This is a genomic window from Hydrotalea flava, assembly GCF_001623405.1.
In the GTDB taxonomy this organism is placed as follows: Bacteria; Bacteroidota; Bacteroidia; order Chitinophagales; family Chitinophagaceae; genus Hydrotalea; species Hydrotalea flava.
The window spans coordinates 266,493-283,707 of record NZ_LUHG01000100.1; the positions used below are offsets into that span (position 1 = coordinate 266,493).

A 17,215-nucleotide genomic window follows, 5' to 3' on the forward strand; every position below is an offset into this window, starting at 1 on the left:
ATTAATCCTTCAAAACACCAGTTGTAAAATATTATTGTTGTTATGCAGAAATCTATTAATCCACAACAAATTGCTATTCAGGAATACCAGTATGAATTACCGGAAAATGCGATTGCTAAATATCCGTTAGCCAAACGTGATGAAAGTAAATTATTAGTATACAAACAATCAACTATACATACCTCAACCTACCAGCATTTACCTGATTTTTTACCTGAAGATAGTATTTTGATTTTCAACAATACAAAGGTGGTAGAAGCGAGATTGTTATTCACTAAATCAACCGGCAGCACTATTGAAATATTTTGTTTAGAACCTTTTGATACGCATAAAGATATTACAATAGCCATGCAACAAACCGGTAGTGTGCAATGGAAATGCCTGGTTGGTGGTGCAAAAAAATGGAAAGAAACCATATTGGAAAAAGTAATTACAATGCCTAACGGTACGCTATTGCTGCAAGCAGCAAAAAAAGAGGTATTAGACGAGGCAGGAACTTATTTGGTAGAATTTAATTGGAATGATGCAAATGTCAGCTTCGCTGAAATATTGCATTTTGCCGGTATTATACCATTACCCCCCTACTTGAACAGAGCAACGGAACAAGAAGATGCTATTCGGTATCAGACTATTTATGCTGAGAAAGATGGTTCGGTAGCAGCACCTACTGCAGGGCTTCATTTTACACCAGAATTAATGGATGCATTGAAACAAAAAGGAATACAAACCGATTATGTAACATTACATGTTGGCGCCGGAACCTTTAAACCCGTGAAAGCTGCTTATTTAGCCGCACATGAAATGCATGCTGAGTTTATAGATGTTTCAAAACAGTTTATACAACATATACAAACACAATTGAATCATCCAATTGTTGCAGTAGGTACCACTTCATTAAGAACCCTGGAATCGCTTTATTGGATTGGTATAAAAATTCATCAGTATTACCAAAAAAACAAAACACTCAATTCTTTACAGGATATCACGGTAGAGCAATGGCTACCCTATCAACAACAGGAAAATATTTCTATAAATCGGGCACTTAACTATATTCTACAATGGATGGATGTTCAGGGTAAAGAAAGGCTCATTACAAAAACAAGTATCATTATTGTTCCAGGGTATGATTTTAAATTAGCAAAAGGTATTATTACTAATTTTCATCAACCACAATCTACTTTACTGTTATTAATTGCAGCGATGATTGGTGATGACTGGAAGCGTGTTTATGATTATGCACTGAACAATTCTTTCAGATTTTTAAGTTATGGTGATGGCAGTTTGCTTTGGAGGATTTAAGCAGTTACACCAACAGGCATTTCTATAGTAAAGGTTGTTCCCTTACCAAGGGTACTATCCACTCTTATTTTACCCTTGTGCGCATCAATTACGGTTTTAACATAACTCATGCCTAAGCCGAACCCTTTTACATTGTGCACATTACCGGTATGGGCCCTGTAAAATTTTTCGAAGACACGCTTCATGGTTTCCTTACTCATCCCTATACCATTATCTTCTATCATAATAACAATATATTTATTGGTACTGTGTGTTGTAATTTTTATTTCAAGATTATTTTTTGAATATTTAATGGCATTATCAATCAGGTTCGATAATAAGTTGGAAAAATGAACTTCATCGGCCACCAGCATATCATTTTTTGCATTGAGTTGTAATACTACTTTGGCTTCTTTTTCCTTCAGTTGTAATTGATAATTTTCTACTATTTTACGTATCAGTTCATGCAAATGCAGTTGTACCTTTTTTAATTGCAGCTCCTGTTTTTCTGTAATAGCAGCCTGCAATATGGTTTCAACATGCTTATTCATTCTTTTATTTTCTTCTTTGATAATGCCACTGAAATAATTCAGCTTTTCTCTATCACTCTGCACTTTTTCATTTCTGATAGCATCAACCGCCAAGGATATGGTAGCCAATGGTGTTTTAAACTCATGCGTCATATTATTAATAAAATCACTCTTAATTTCGCTCAATTTTTTTTGATTTAAAAGTGTTCGCAGTGTAACAAAGAAAGCAGCAATAATTATAAGCATGAAAACTGCAGCACCGGCAATGATCCATTTCAGCGAATCCCAAACCTGTTTTTGAAAATCAGGAACAATGATAATTAAATTTTCATAAGGTCCAATCCCTTCTAAATCGCTGCCGGTTTCCGGAACTACCGGCACAAAAATTCTTCTGTTGTGTAAGGTATCCCAAAACTCTTTTTCAAAACCGGCTGATTTCATTTCTATTTCATCATTATTATTGGTAATGGCAAATTCAAAATTCAAATCTTTAATATTGGCTTTGTGAAATGCACTGCGTAATTTATGATCAACATCTTGTTGAGAAAAACGATCGCTGATGGCAGGTGGTTTTATTAAACTTAAAAAATCATTGGCAATTCTATAACCGGGACGTTTTGGAAAACGAAGCGAGGGGGTATAATGCATACTCTTACTTAAATCAATGGCCACATTTACACAAGCTTCTTTTACATTTCGCTGTAACTGTTCCTGTCTTACTGCCAGTAAATTTTTTAACCAGGATGCTTGTAGAAGAAAAAGCCCGAAAAGGGAAAGAGATATCAAAACAACAATAAGCGGTAATGTTTTCTTCATCATGTATTTCAAATATAAAACCCTGACAAGAAATATGAAACAATCTGTTGGTTATTATCATGCTTTTAACTTATTTACCGGATATACCAGATAAAAAGAGTTTACTCAGAAAGTTAAATATGCATATCCGGAACATTAGCCGGGCAAACTAACCTGCCCAATGTTTTGGCTTTAATTTCTTCAACAGATACGCCCGGAGCCTTTTCTTTTAATAAAAAACCTTTGGGTGTAATTTCTAATACTGCTAAATCGGTTACAATTTTCTTCACGCATCGTAGTCCGGTAAGGGGCAAAGTACACGCAGGCAAGAGTTTGCTCTCACCTTTTGGATTGGTATGCATCATTGCTACAATAATATTTTTGGCACTGGCCACTAAATCCATGGCTCCTCCCATTCCTTTCACCATTTTACCCGGTATTTTCCAATTGGCAATATCTCCATTTTCACTCACTTCCATGGCACCCAACACGGTTAAATCTATTTTACCTGCCCGAATCATGCCAAAACTTTCTGCACTATCAAACAAAGCGGCACCTTTAATGAGTGTTACGGTTTCTTTTCCGGCATTAATTAAATCAGGATCTATTTCAGCTTCGGCAGGATAAGGCCCCATACCTAAAATACCATTTTCTGATTGAAAAATCACTGTAATTGCTTCGGGAACATAATTGGCAACCAGTGTTGGTATGCCAATACCTAAATTAACATACATGCCGTCTTGCAGTTCCCGGGCAATTCTTTTGGCGATTCCATATTTATCTAATGCCATAAAAAATTATTTAATCATGATTTGTGAAAGTTGAAAAAATATTTGTTACCCCATTCTTACTGTTCTTTTTTCTATTCTTTTTTGGTACTGCTGCCCTTGAAATATTCTATGCACATAGATGCCGGCAACATGTACATGATCAGGATCTATTTCGCCGGGAGGTACCAGTTCTTCTACTTCTGCTATAGTAATAGTACCTGCCTTGGCCATTGAAGTGGAAAAATTACGGGTGGTTTTTCTAAATACAAGATTACCCAATGCATCTCCCTTCCAGGCTTTTACAATTGCAAAATCGGCGTGGAGCGCCAATTCCATTAAATAAGGTTTCTGATTAAAATAACGCACTTCTTTACCAGCTGCTACTTCAGTACCAAAACCTGCAGGAGTATAAAATGCAGGTATTCCCATGGCTGCCATTTGTATTCTTGTGGCAAGTGTACCTTGCGGAATTAAATCAACTTCTAATTCTCCTTGCAATAATTGCCTTTCGAACTCTGCATTCTCGCCTACATAACTGCTAATCATTTTTTTTATTTGTTTTTTTTGCAGCAGAAGGCCTAAACCAAAATCATCTACTCCTGCATTATTGGAAATACAGGTTAAATTTCGAATACCCTTTTGTACAAGGGCAGCAATACTATTTTCAGGAATACCATTTAAGCCAAAACCACCCAACATAATGGTGACACCGTCATGAATATCTTTGATGGCTTCTTGTGCATTTGAAACAACCTTATTCATACCTTACCATTTTTAAAATATTTATTACAGCAATGCATGCATCATTCGAAAAAAAATTGAACATCTGCTTAGATGGTATGATGCATTTGATTATAACCGTTCTTATGCAAGATAAGGCAAATAATTAAGCCATAAAACGTGATGTTCTATAAAAAATTAATCTGTGGCTATTTATGAGTAGGTTGGGTATCAACAGATTTAAGTGTAACTCTTCTACCATATGCAGAAAGTGAGTCCACTAGTTTTTTCATTTTATCAGGATGTTGTTCATAATATGAAAGGCTATGATAAAAACTGCTTTTGGTAATATGATGCCAATAGAAAACCTGTTCAAATTGTTTACGGTCGTCTCTAATTTTTTTAAAAACGGTATCCTGCCCGGCTTTCATATTATTCCATTCATTTACATTCAGCAAATCCCACATTACCACTTTCATGGTATCAAAATTCAGTACAGGCATTTCTGATTTATGGTTATTACAGGCCATCAGGCAAATTATTAAACAAATTATCATTAATATCTTCTTCATTCTATCTATTCATGCAGGTGTTTGGCAAAATTTTATAAGCTTTAGTTATTTTATTTTTTATCAATACATTTTAAATTATATTATTGTAATTGTTCTTTATATTTTGTTGCATTTCCAACATCTAAATTGGTAAAAACATCCAGCGCTTTTAGTTTGTCATCGGGATTTGCTTTTACAAAAAGGCCAATTAATTCCTGCACTTTTGTTTGCATAAAAAATTGAACAAACATGGTATTGGGATGTTCTCTGTTAAATGATTGTAATAAATTCAAAGCCTGTAAAATTCCGGAGCGTGCCTGCGATTCATTATCATACATATTATCAAGTCCCAATCGGTAATAATCATAAATTACAGTATGAATAATATTGTTGGCATTGTTGGTTAAATTATCTACCAGCCAATATCTGTTTCTCAATCCATCAAATGCACGCCATCCGTTAATGCTGGCATCTTCAGGTGCATTGTTTACTATATTTTGTGCTTTTAAAAAATAGGGTTGTCCTGCTTTGGGAGCAAATGAATCATAATCCAATCCAATGATTACATAGGCATAATAAGCCAGCACAGCAGTTAAGTTAGCTACCAAAGGGTCATTGCCCTGTATTCTGCTATCATTAAATTCTATGGGTTGAAATTCTATGTACTTGAATGTTACATCCGGATCTTGAAAATTTACCAATGCTGCCTGATAGGTACTATTGTATACCGGCCTTGCTGCCTGAATAATCAATGATGCACTAAATACATTGGTTTGTGGCATTGATTCAATATTGAATAAAAAACTGCAACCAATTTTTTCAGCAGGATTAAATTGATCATCTGTCCACTTCCTGCTATTTAAAAAATTGGTTAATTGCGATTGAAGTGTATTGAATATTTTTTTATCGATGGTAGTATTTACCCTGCTTGCATTAATGGTTACTTTGGCCTGTAATTCCTGTGCTGTAATGCCAGTACTTACACCCAAGCAAAGCAATAAAAATATGATAAATATGCTACGCATCTAATTCTTCACTTATGTATAAAACAATGTCTTTTGCCAGTTCTGTTTTAGACTTTAATGCCATCTTTTCTGTTCTGCCATTTTTTGAAATAATGGTAATTTGATTGGTGTCATATCCAAAACCGGCTTGTGCATCATTGAGTGAATTTAGTACAATACTATCAAGTTTTTTTACATTTAATTTTTCTAAGGAATTTTTAAGTTCTTGCTCTGTTTCTAAGGCAAAACCCATAATGTATTGATGCGCAGTTTTCTGCTTTCCGAGCAATGCAAGGATATCAATAGTTTTAACCAATGGAAGAAGCCATTCCGATTCGTTTTTATCCTTTTTAATTTTTTGAGGTGCTTTTTTTAGTGGTGTATAATCTGCCACAGCTGCATTCATGATAATAATTTGTGCTTGCGGCGCTTCTATCATGCATTGTTCCAACAATTCATTGGCAGTAGTAATATGAACCAACTTAATTTCTTTGAATGAAGAATACAATGCAGTGGGGCCGGTTATTAAAACAACGTTGGCACCTTCCAGATAACAGGCTTCAGCTATGGCGAAACCCATTTTTCCGGAAGAATGATTTCCAATAAATCGAACAGGGTCTATTGGTTCATAAGTAGGACCGGCAGTTACTAGAACAGTTTTGTTTTTTAATAATGTACCTCTAAAAAACTGACTAATTAAAAAGTTTACAATGGTTTCAGGTTCAGCCATTCGGCCCTCACCTACTAAGCCACTGGCCAACTCACCATTTTCAATAGGAATAAAATGAACGCCATCTGATGCTGCATGTTGAATATTTCGTTTTGTAGCAGGATGTAACCACATGTCTTCGTCCATAGCAGGAGCCGCTACAACCGGACAAGTAGCAGAAAGATAAACGGCCATCAATAAATTATCGCATATTCCGTTGGCAATTTTTGCAAGACTATTTGCACTGAGTGGTGCAATTAAAAATACATCGGCCCAACGGCCTAACGCCACATGGTTTGCCCAGGTTGACGATTCGGTTAAATTTTCTAATACCGCATTTTTACTGAGTGTTTCTAATACCAACGGACTCACAAAATTTTTTGCAGATGCAGTCATAATAACCTTTACTTCTGCACCGGATTTTACCAGCAACCGAACCAAATAAATTATTTTATAGGCAGCAATACTACCGGTAATACCTATTAATATTTTTTTCCCCTTCAACATGGTATTTTAATTAAAGTGCAAATAACAAAAAAGGCAGTATATATACTGCCCTTTTATCAATTTTAATACAATTTGTTGATTTATCTGAATAAATCGTTATCGTTGTTTAAACGGTAGTAAATTTTTCCTTCCATAAATTCATTTAAAGCAAGAATTGCCGGATTGGGCATTTTCTCGTAGGCACGAGAAATCTCTATTTGTTCTTTATTTTCATGAATTTCTTCCAGACTGTCGGTATGGCTGGCAAATTCATCTAATTTATTATGCAACTCTTCCCGAATGGTAATGTTAATTTGATTGGCCCTTCTGGCAACAATTGCAATAGACTCATAAAGATTACCGGTGATATCTTTAATATCTTTCAAACTTTTAGGTTCAACAGAGCTAGGTATATTAGCGCTGAGCTGTCTTCTTAGTTTGCTCATTTTGTAGGTTTTTAATTAAATTATTTGTTTCTGTATTAATTTTTGTAATTTCTGTAGTGTATTTACTTCCCTGAAAACGATCCAAAAAATCTGAACAATCGGCTTTTACTTTTTCAAATCTTTCCAATTGTTTATCAGGATAACTCATTTCGGCATATTTAAAATATGAACGTACTGACTGATATTTATATAAATCACCATTTTTTGAATCGGGATAATTATCTAAAACTCCTGAAAATGTTATAGCAGCTGCCTTAAAATAACCTAAATTATAATAGAGCTGGGCATTTAAAAAATCTTTTGTTTCTAATTTTTCCCGACATAAATCAATAATATTATTTGCCTCTTTTATTTTAGGTGAACCGGGGTGCATGTTAATGAATGCCTGCATTAAACCGATTGCCTTATTGGTATTTGTTTGATCTAATTCCGGTTTGGGCGATTGCTTATAATAAGTATATGCCCGCATGTACTCACACTCTTCGCTTTTTGCACTAGAAGGAAACGTTTCAGTGAATGTTTTAAAATAATTTTCAGCGTTCAAATAATCTTTTTGATAATAATAACAATAAGCCAGTTTGTAGTACATATCTTCATACCGATCGGTTCCTTTTACATAAGGGAACAAATCTTCAAAAAGCTGTTGAGCAAAATTATATTTTTTGTTTACGTAATATTGCTCCGCCATTTTGAATTTATAGTCAATATCCTTGCTCTTCAAAATCTGCGAGAATCGGTGACTTTTTTGAAGCTTCACTCCTTTTCTGGAACAAGCAGCAAATCCTAAAATGATTAATGAAAACAATACAAGTTTCTTCATACAAGTTTGCAAAGGTAAATAATTTTGGCAATATAAGTACGCAGGTTTAAAACATACGTTAATATTCTTGAAACACATCCCCCATTTACAGGAAAATAAATTTATTATAGGTGATAGAATAAAAGCGTTTCCATATTATTTCTAAACATTAAAAAAGCCCCAAAAATGGGGCTTTTTTAAAAATATGACTTTTAATTTAGTTTCTGCTTCTTAAATTTGGATGTGGAGCAGGAACAGTATTTGGTCCTTCTTCAGTAGTACCTTGTAAATCAATGGTATTAGCATCACCAGAACCGCCATCGTAAGAGAAAATAAATCTGCTTTCAGAAATACCTTGTTTATCAACCAGATATTTAATTACGGCATTTACTCTTTCCCATGCCATTTGCTGAGCAGCTTTGCTGGCAGCGGGGTGACCAATTACTTTTACTTTACAATCTGGGTTTGCTTTAATGCTTGCGGCGGCAGCATCCAATAATTGCATTGCTTCTTTGGTTAATTTATCACCTCTTTTAAATTGTACGCTAGGTAAGCTACTAATGTTACAAACCGGTGCTTTTTGCATGTTTGCAATCATATCTCTTAACTCTTTGCAACAAGCTGGTTCAGGACAAGTACCAACACCATCTGCATTTACCGGGAAACAACTTTGTGGTGTTAAAATTTCTTTATCTCTGTAGTCAGGAACGCCATCACCATCAGTATCTTTTGCTCTACCATGGCTATCAACAGGTGCACCGGCTGGTGTATTGGGTTCTAAGTCGAATTGATCAGTTACACCATCGCCATCGGCATCAGGCAATATAACCTTTGGCATTTTCATATGCTTGGGGCTATTCAGCTCATTGTACTCATAATTGTAAGGGTTAATCCACCATAAGGGTTGTACTCTTTTGGCAGTTTTACCTAAGTTAATGTTTAAATGAGCAGTTGAGAAGCTGTATTGGTCTCCTGAATTACCTACTTTGTTACCATCTAAATAATCATTACCGAACATGGGAACAGTGAATCTTTGTTCAATTCCGATATTTACACGGTTGCTGATTTTATAAGATACACCACCACCATAGCTTAAGCCATGCATTAAAGCCCAGGTATGTCTGCCATTTACAGGAGGTACATCATTGGGAAAATTAGAGGTACCAATTAAATTAGTTTGTGGATAATACAAGTTATGCAGTGAACCACCTTGGTTGGTCATTACTCTGGTATAAATTAAAGAATAACCTCCAAAAACATAAACATCCCATTTTGGATTGCCTCTGTAATGACTTATAGAGTTTAAAGACGCGATGGCATCAATAGAACCCATGTGGGTGTAGTTTTTAGCCCATACGGTAGCTTTACTGCTGGGAATAGAAACAATGGAACCATTGTAAGCACCTCTAATCGAGAATACATGACTGATGGATTTACGAAGAGAAATTCCACCTACAATACCACCATTGTATCCGCCAGTTAAAATGGCCCGGTCACCTAAAATGAATGAACTACCGGCACTTAAACCTAACTCCCACTGATCGCGGGGCTTAGCCGGGTAAGGGTATTGGTTGTTTAGAAACTCATTGTACTGAGGTATCCTTTTAGTAGGAACTTTAGAACTGTCTTTCCAGTCCCAACCCCAATCAGTTGATGTTTGCGCAAATCCAATGCTCTGAAACAGAACAAACATTGCTGCAAATAACGAAATGTACTTTTTGCTTGCCATAGCTTATGTTTAATGTTGATGATAAAATTCCCGACAAAAGTATTGTAATCGGAATGAACAATCAAATTTTATATTATGTTTTTACAGAACTGCCTGAAAAAGACAGTTTATTTCTGAAAAACGTTGCATCTGCAAAATTATTGTAAGTTATGGCTAATTAATTTAAGTTGCTAGTTAATTAGTGATTTTATTTAGCGTAAATGCCAAAATAAACATCACCAGTTTGAGCAGAAATCCTTTAAAGGTTACTGCATGTATTTTTCTCAAGAACAAAGCTTTGATTTCACTAAAACAGGTTTCTATCCCTTTTCTCATTTGTTCTTTTATAAACCTTATCCATGGCTCATCTTTTCTCAAAGAATTACTTTTTCGCTGAATCATCAGGTCTATTAATTCTACTTCTCTCATATCATCTTCGGCCTGATAATCTGTGTAAGCTGCATCTCCATATTTCTTGCTCTCAGCTGCTACAGCCAATGGTAATTTCTTTAATGCCTGTACATCGCTTTCACAACCCGGAACAAACCCAAATTCAACCGGAATGCCGTGGCTATTGACCAAAACCTGTACTTTAACACCATAAAAATACCTTCGCATACTGCTTTGTTTACCTCTCCATTGTTTCCCTTTTAACAGCTTACAACGGCTGATAGGAATGTTATCACAAACTGCTACAGGAAATGAATCAATAACATATTCTGATGCACCTGCCATGCTTTTCAGATAGTGGCCAATTTGATAAAACATAGAGAAAAGAAACTCACCTAAATCATGCAGCCGCCGGTTAAAACAACTTTTGTCAAGCATACCCGGAACTAATTTTGTCATCTTCATAAAACCTCGGGCATTATCTAAATGTCCTCCAAAATAAAGAGCTGAAACAATCGCCGTTGTTATTATCTCGCTGTCACTAAACCTTTCGTCTGATATCTTCTACATGGCCAATGGATTTTAAAATATCATCTACAATACAATAAATCCTTATAATCTTATCTTCGGTGAGCATAATGGTAAATTGTTTTTAAGTGTGGTAACTCAAAAATAATCCTTATCCATGCTCACCTTTTTTATTTTATAACTAGCAACTTGGGTTATTTAACACACTATATCATTCTGCTGCACATAATTATTATATTGCACCACTATACAAAAAGCTATGAAATTAGCCCTTCAGGTAATAAAAGACGAGTTGGATGAATTTGAAAAGCACTTTAAAGAGGCTGTACAAAGCAGGGTACCGCTGTTAGATCGGATTATGCATTATATTGTTAAAAGAAAAGGAAAGCAATTGCGGCCTATGTTTGTTTTACTCAGCGCCAAACTAGGGGCACCGGTAAATAAAAGTACATATAGGGCCGCTTCTTTGGTAGAATTATTGCATACGGCCACTTTGGTACATGATGATGTGGTGGATGAATCAATGGAAAGACGTGGTTTTTTTTCCATCAATGCCTTATGGAAAAATAAAGTTGCCGTTTTAGTAGGCGATTACCTTTTATCAAAAGGTTTATTGCTTTCGCTGAGCAATCATGATTTTGGCGTTTTACAAATTATGTCAGAGGCAGTTAAACAAATGAGTGAAGGCGAATTGTTGCAAATGGAAAAATCGCGAAACCTGAATATAAATGAGGCCATTTATTTTAACATTATTAAAGGAAAAACTGCCTCATTATTAGCCTCTGCCTGTGCAGCGGGTGCCTCTACCACATTCAATAATCCGGAGCAAATTGAACAAATGCGTTTGTTTGGCGAAAAAGTAGGCATGGCGTTCCAAATAAAAGACGACCTTTTTGATTATGGCACTTATAATATAGGCAAACCAACCGGCAATGATATAAAAGAAAAAAAATTAACCTTACCACTCATTTATACCTTGAATAATATACCTATAAAGGAAAGGAAAGCTTTGATGTACATACTGAAAAACGAAAATAAAAATAAGGTAAAAGTGCAACAGGTGATTCAAGAAGTCATGAAACACGGCGGTATTCAATACACCATTGAAATCATGAATCAATACAGGGATGAAGCTTTAAAAATTTTACACCAATTTCCTGAATCAGAAGTACGCAGTGCATTAGAAGAATTGGTTCGTTTTACTACAGACAGAAAATATTAGTACCTCACTTATTTTTTACCTAATCATTTTCAGAAACATCAGCATATACATTGGTTCTTCATGCAGTAACTGTTTTTTTTATTCATTGAAAAGCCAGAGCCTGAAAATGGATTGTATAAAATTAAATGATATCTTCATTCCCATTGTTTGTTGTACCAATGAAGTAATTTAAATATGGAGAAACGATGGAAAATGCCCGTTTGGGATGCCAATGCTGTTTTGCAATTACAATCTTCTTTAAAAGTAAATCAGGTTATCTGCCAAATTTTGGTTCAAAGAGGTATTGATAATTTTGAGAAAGCCAAACAATTTTTTCGCCCACAATTAACCGATTTACACAGCCCCTGGCTAATGAAAGATATGGATAAGGCTGTACAGCGTATTCTGAATGCTTTTCAACAAAACGAAAAAATTTTAGTGTATGGCGATTACGATGTAGATGGCACCACTTCTGTTGCCTGCATGTTCCGATTCTTACAATCTGTTTATCCGAATGTGGCTTTTTATATTCCCCATCGTTACAGGGAAGGATATGGAGTTAGTCAACAAGGCATTCATTATGCCCAAGAGCATGGATTTTCATTAATTATTTCATTAGACTGTGGTATAAAAAGCATAGAACTTATTCAATATGCAAAAGATCTATCAATAGATTTTATTGTTTGCGACCACCATTTACCAGACAAACAACTACCCCCTGCGGTTGCCATCCTTAATCCGAAACAAAAAAATTGTGCTTATCCCTACAAAGAACTGTGTGGTTGCGGAGTAGGGTTTAAATTAATTACAGCATTGGCTGAAAAACTCGGATTATCTGATACAATACCATTTCAATATATTGATTTGGTTGCCTGTGCCATTGCTGCAGATATTGTGCCCCTTACAGGGGAAAACAGAACACTGGCTTATTTTGGATTAAAAAAAGTAAATGAAAACCCTTGTATAGGCGTTAAAGCCCTGTTGCAACTTGCCGGCATGCAAAAAGAACTACATATTAATAATCTTGTTTTCATTATTGCTCCAAGAGTAAATGCAGCCGGTAGAATGGATGATGCTAAAAAAGCCGTTCAGTTATTCATTGAACAGGATATGCAAGCAGCATTGCAATTAGCAGAAATGTTGCACAACGACAATACTGACCGAAAAGAAGCAGATACCACTATTACAGCAGAAGCACTGGCATTAATTCAGGATGATGCAAATCACACACATAAAAAAACGACCGTAGTATATCAGGAACACTGGCATAAAGGAGTAGTAGGCATTGTGGCAAGCAGATTAATTGAAAAACATTATCGCCCCACAATTGTACTAACCAAAAGTGGCGAATACCTTACCGGCAGTGCAAGAAGTGTGGCCGGTTTTAACCTGTATGAAGCCATTCATGCCTGCAGGGATTATTTAATTGGTTATGGCGGCCATTTTGCCGCTGCAGGATTAACTTTAAAACCCGAAAACTTAATTACATTCAGCAATGCATTTGAAGCCATTGTAAATGAAACCATTGATCCAGATCTGCTTACCCCCGAAATTATAGTTGATGCGGTGATTACACTCAATGATATTACAATGGGGTTCTATAATATCATTTGCCAAATGGAGCCTTTTGGACCGGAAAACATGCAACCTGTTTTTATGATAGAAAAACTTACTGATACCGGCTACTCTAAAATTATAAAAGAGGAACACATTCGCTTTGTATTAAAACAAAATAATAGTACTATTACCGGCATTGGCTTTAATATGGCGCATTTTTTTTCTTTATTAGAAGCACAACAGCCTATAGATGTTGTTTGCACAATTGACCTGAATGAATATATGGGAGAAAAAAAATTACAATTACGGGTAATGGATATTAGACCGTCAAAATAAATTGTACATCGCAGTAAAAAAGTAGTATTATTTTTTCACAATTTTAAATAGAACATTTGAGAAACTTTATTCAAAAACAGCATTGTTCCTGTGTTCACACCAAAAATATTTGCAGATGAAAATATTGCAATACATATCTTATTTCTGGTACATTGCCATTAACTGGAATACTAGAATTGCCTGGTATATTGTTAGAAACGAACGGCGCGGAGAAAAAAAATATAGCATTCATTCAACCGGCTATGATGAATTAAAACATTTAGCACTTACTGATGTAGACATAGAGCACGCAAGTATTTATATGCCCGCCGATTTTACACTTTTAGAAACCGGATTTCAACAATTACAGTTACCACATTTGCATTTCATAGATTTTGGATGTGGCAAAGGAAGAGCCTTATGTGTTGCAGCTCATTTTGGTTTCAACAACATTACCGGAATTGAACTATCACCGCAATTGTATAAGGATGCGCAAAATAATATTGCCGTAACGCAACATTTGTTTCCGCATGTAAATTTTCATTTGATAAATAACGATGCCTTTTACACTCCAATCCCATCTACCGCAAATTGCTTATTCTTTTACAATCCTTTTGATAAAATGATTATGCAGCAGGTTGTTTTGAATATCGATAAAAGTCTGCTCGAACATCCACGATCTATTGAAGTTATCTACATAACCCCCATGCACAAAAATTTATTTCTTGAAAAAGGGTATACTGAAACATTCCATCAACGAATTCAGAAATATATGGAAATCAGTATTCTAAAAAAAGAGGATGTATCTAAAGCAAAAAGAAGGGGCTGAGATTTGCATAAACGAAAATTTTCTCCATCCCCTTACCGAATAAAAAGAGGCTGCATAGCACTTTTGATACAGCCTCCCTGAAAAAAATACAAAGTTTTATGCAGAAGCCTCTGTCTGCTGATGCATGAGTTCAATATTACGATCAATAAATCCGGTTAAATAATTTCCTTTTAACAAGCCTTGCGATAATAGCGCTAAATCTGCCAGATTTCTTACCTGCTTTTCCTGTTTTTCTTTATCATCCAACTTCAAAATATGTTGAAAAATTGGATGATTACCATTAACGGTAAGTGTAACTTCATCGGGCATTTGCGCATAGAATGATGCCATACCACCGCCAACAGCACCCATATCTTTCATACGACGCATAAATTCGGGCCTGGTAGCTACAACGGGTTTACTTTGTGGACTTAACCCTTTTAGCTCTACTGTAACATGTAAATCGTTGATGGGAAAACTAAAGAGATTTTTCAGATTTTCCTGCTCATCTTTTGAAAGTACCATTTCATTGTGTTCCTGTTTATCAATCAAATTATCTACAATATCTGCGTCCACTCTCACAAAATGTACATTTTCCCATTTCATTTCCATTGTATTAATGAAAGCCGCATCTACCAATGTTTCCATTTTAACTACTACATAGCCTTTATCTGCACAGGCTTTAATAAAAGCGTGTTGCTGTACCGGTTGGGTAGTGTATAAAATTACATTTTTACCATCTTTATTTTTTTGTAATGCATTCGTTGCATTCTTGTATTCCTCTAAAGTATAAAATTTAGCTTTTGTTTTTTCTGCTTCGCTTTTTGCGGTATCTTCTAACACTGCCTCTTCCATAATGAGGAAACGATTGGCCTTCTCTAAAAACTTATCATCCGTCATCATACCATACTTCACAAATAAGCCAAGGCTTTCCCACTTCTCTTCAAATGAAGCACGATCATTATTAAAAATTTCTTCTAACTTATCGGCCACTTTCTTGGTAATGTGGTTGTTTATTTTTCGAACATTCGGATCGCCTTGTAAATAACTGCGGCTTACGTTTAATGGAATATCCGGGCTATCAATTACACCATGCAGTAACATTAAAAATTCGGGAACAATATCTTTCACCTCATCGGTTACAAATACCTGATTGCTATACAACTGTATTTTGTCTTTTTGTATTTCGTAACTCTGCTTAATTTTCGGAAAGTATAAAATGCCGGTTAAATTAAACGGATAATCTACATTCAGGTGTATCCAGAACAATGGCGTTTCACCAAAAGGATATAATTCCTTATAAAATTTTTCGTAATCTTCTTTATTTAATTCATTTGGCTTTTTGGTCCAAATAGGTGCTGTATTATTAATAGGTTTTATTTCCTCATCTTCTTTCTTTTCGGCAGCAACATCATTAAAATAAATGGGTACCGGTAAAAATTTACAGAATTTTTCAAGTATTCCTTTTAACCTGTATGCATCCAAAAATTCTTTACTATCTTCCCCTACATGTAATATAATTTTTGTTCCCCGATTCCTTTTTTCAACTTCATACAATTCAAATTCCGGGCTACCATCACAACTCCAATAAACGGTTGGCGCTTCGGCAGTATAGCTTTGGGTTAACAATTCTACTTTTTCAGCCACCATAAATGAGCTGTAAAAACCCAAACCAAAATGTCCAATAATGTTGGCATCTTTATATTTAGCCAAAAATTCTTCCGCGCCGCTAAAAGCTACCTGATTCAGGTATTTATCTACTTCTTCTTTGGTCATACCCACACCAGTATCGGTAATGGTAATGGTTTTTTCTTTTGCATCCAGTTCAACTTCTATTTTCAAATCGCCCAATTCACCTTTAAATTCTCCGATAGAGGCCAGTGTTTTTAACTTTTGAACGGCATCAACTGCATTACTTACCAATTCCCGAAGAAAAATTTCATGATCACTGTAAAGAAATTTCTTAATAATTGGGAAGATGTTTTCGGTTTGTACCCTAATTTGTCCTTTTTGCATAACAATTGTATTTGAAAACTTTGGAATTGAAATTTTGACAGGCTTTTGCGTTCTAAATGGAAGATGCATCACCTGTTTCCATCGAAAATAAAAGCCTGTTTAATGTAGACAAATTAAATACCAAAAGAGGTTGAACTGACAAGCTGACAAGCATTAGCATTTATTCCCAACTCAATTTCAGATCATCTAATGCTGTTACCGGTCTGCTTCCTGTACCCGAAGTGGCCGTTTTAGAAACAACTCGTATCCAAACTTCTGTAGGAATATTGTTGAGCAGCGAACCAAAATTTACCTGAATAGGCTGTGATCCAAACTGACCATTACCTGACTGAAGCGATCCGGTTGAGGTAATTGTATTAAATATGGTTGGATTTTCACCCAAAGCATATTCAATTACCCAATTAGAGGTTCGGGTACTATTCTGATCGAGCGATTGCCATTCAAACGCTAACTGTATATTTTTTTTACCAGAGGTATTTGCCAGATGCAGCACAAATGCAGCACCAGGATCATAACCACCGGTTCCGGTTTGCCGAAGAGCTACCGCCCTGTTCATGGCATTGTCTTGTTGCGTAGTGGTTGCATTTGCAGGAAGGCCAATTGC

15 protein-coding genes and 1 pseudogene are annotated in these 17,215 nt (G+C 35.5%); 4 read left to right on the plus strand and 12 right to left on the minus strand.

The genetic code is table 11. The annotated features are described in order from the left end of the window. Window positions 1-42 precede the first annotated feature (42 nt). Window positions 43-1,299 (plus strand): S-adenosylmethionine:tRNA ribosyltransferase-isomerase, encoded by a 1,257-nt coding sequence (locus A0F92_RS13285; RefSeq protein ID WP_068247039.1) that lies wholly within the window; start codon window positions 43-45, stop codon window positions 1,297-1,299. Here the strand turns inward: A0F92_RS13285 and A0F92_RS13290 are convergent. From A0F92_RS13290 to A0F92_RS13335, 10 genes and pseudogenes are all read right to left on the minus strand, one after another. After that, window positions 1,296-2,627: a sensor histidine kinase gene (locus tag A0F92_RS13290; protein ID WP_253810466.1), complete on the minus strand. Its 1,332-nt coding sequence runs from the start codon at window positions 2,625-2,627 to the stop codon at window positions 1,296-1,298. The genes A0F92_RS13285 and A0F92_RS13290 overlap by 4 nt on opposite strands. 110 nt (window positions 2,628-2,737) lie before the next feature. Then, window positions 2,738-3,394, minus strand: a complete 657-nt coding sequence (locus tag A0F92_RS13295; protein ID WP_068247041.1) for a CoA transferase subunit B — start codon at window positions 3,392-3,394, stop codon at window positions 2,738-2,740. A gap of 45 nt (window positions 3,395-3,439) precedes the next feature. After that, on the minus strand, window positions 3,440-4,135 hold the full coding sequence (locus tag A0F92_RS13300; protein ID WP_068247044.1) for a CoA transferase subunit A: 696 nt from the start codon (window positions 4,133-4,135) through the stop codon (window positions 3,440-3,442). Between the two features lie 167 nt (window positions 4,136-4,302). Then, window positions 4,303-4,623, minus strand: a complete 321-nt coding sequence (locus A0F92_RS13305; protein ID WP_068247047.1) for a DUF4296 domain-containing protein — start codon at window positions 4,621-4,623, stop codon at window positions 4,303-4,305. A 122-nt stretch (window positions 4,624-4,745) separates the two neighbouring features. After that, complete coding sequence (gene porD, locus A0F92_RS13310; RefSeq protein WP_068247050.1) at window positions 4,746-5,669, minus strand: type IX secretion system protein PorD; 924 nt, start codon at window positions 5,667-5,669, stop codon at window positions 4,746-4,748. Then, on the minus strand, window positions 5,662-6,864 hold the full coding sequence (gene coaBC, locus A0F92_RS13315; protein ID WP_068247054.1) for a bifunctional phosphopantothenoylcysteine decarboxylase/phosphopantothenate--cysteine ligase CoaBC: 1,203 nt from the start codon (window positions 6,862-6,864) through the stop codon (window positions 5,662-5,664). The genes porD and coaBC overlap by 8 nt, the downstream gene beginning before the upstream one ends. Before the next feature lie 80 nt (window positions 6,865-6,944). Continuing rightward, entirely contained in the window at window positions 6,945-7,289 is a 345-nt protein-coding gene (locus tag A0F92_RS13320) for a DNA-directed RNA polymerase subunit omega (RefSeq protein ID WP_068247057.1), read from the minus strand. After that, window positions 7,258-8,109 (minus strand): outer membrane protein assembly factor BamD, encoded by an 852-nt coding sequence (locus A0F92_RS13325; protein WP_068247060.1) that lies wholly within the window; start codon window positions 8,107-8,109, stop codon window positions 7,258-7,260. The genes A0F92_RS13320 and A0F92_RS13325 overlap by 32 nt, the downstream gene beginning before the upstream one ends. 196 nt (window positions 8,110-8,305) lie before the next feature. Then, entirely contained in the window at window positions 8,306-9,817 is a 1,512-nt protein-coding gene (locus A0F92_RS13330) for an OmpA family protein (RefSeq protein WP_068247063.1), read from the minus strand. Window positions 9,818-9,991: 174 nt separating this feature from the next. Beyond that, window positions 9,992-10,823, minus strand: a pseudogene (locus A0F92_RS13335) (IS982 family transposase). 150 nt (window positions 10,824-10,973) lie between these two features. On the opposite strand from A0F92_RS13335, the gene A0F92_RS13340 reads away from it, so the two are divergent. The 3 genes from A0F92_RS13340 (at window position 10,974) to A0F92_RS13350 (ending at window position 14,616) form a co-directional block, all read left to right on the plus strand. After that, window positions 10,974-11,936 (plus strand): polyprenyl synthetase family protein, encoded by a 963-nt coding sequence (locus tag A0F92_RS13340; RefSeq protein ID WP_068247066.1) that lies wholly within the window; start codon window positions 10,974-10,976, stop codon window positions 11,934-11,936. 174 nt (window positions 11,937-12,110) lie between these two features. After that, window positions 12,111-13,808, plus strand: coding sequence for a single-stranded-DNA-specific exonuclease RecJ (recJ, locus tag A0F92_RS13345; RefSeq protein ID WP_068247068.1), 1,698 nt, complete (start codon window positions 12,111-12,113; stop codon window positions 13,806-13,808). 115 nt (window positions 13,809-13,923) lie between these two features. Beyond that, window positions 13,924-14,616, plus strand: a complete 693-nt coding sequence (locus A0F92_RS13350; RefSeq protein ID WP_068247071.1) for a methyltransferase domain-containing protein — start codon at window positions 13,924-13,926, stop codon at window positions 14,614-14,616. Window positions 14,617-14,712: 96 nt separating this feature from the next. Here A0F92_RS13350 and htpG read toward each other — a convergent pair whose 3' ends face one another. Both htpG and A0F92_RS13360 read right to left on the minus strand, forming a co-directional pair. Next, a complete protein-coding gene (gene htpG / locus A0F92_RS13355) occupies window positions 14,713-16,611 on the minus strand; it encodes a molecular chaperone HtpG (RefSeq protein ID WP_068247074.1) in 1,899 nt (632 codons plus the stop codon). A gap of 160 nt (window positions 16,612-16,771) precedes the next feature. After that, the coding region (locus A0F92_RS13360; protein ID WP_253810470.1) for a hypothetical protein at window positions 16,772-17,215 on the minus strand (444 nt) is incomplete at its 5' end.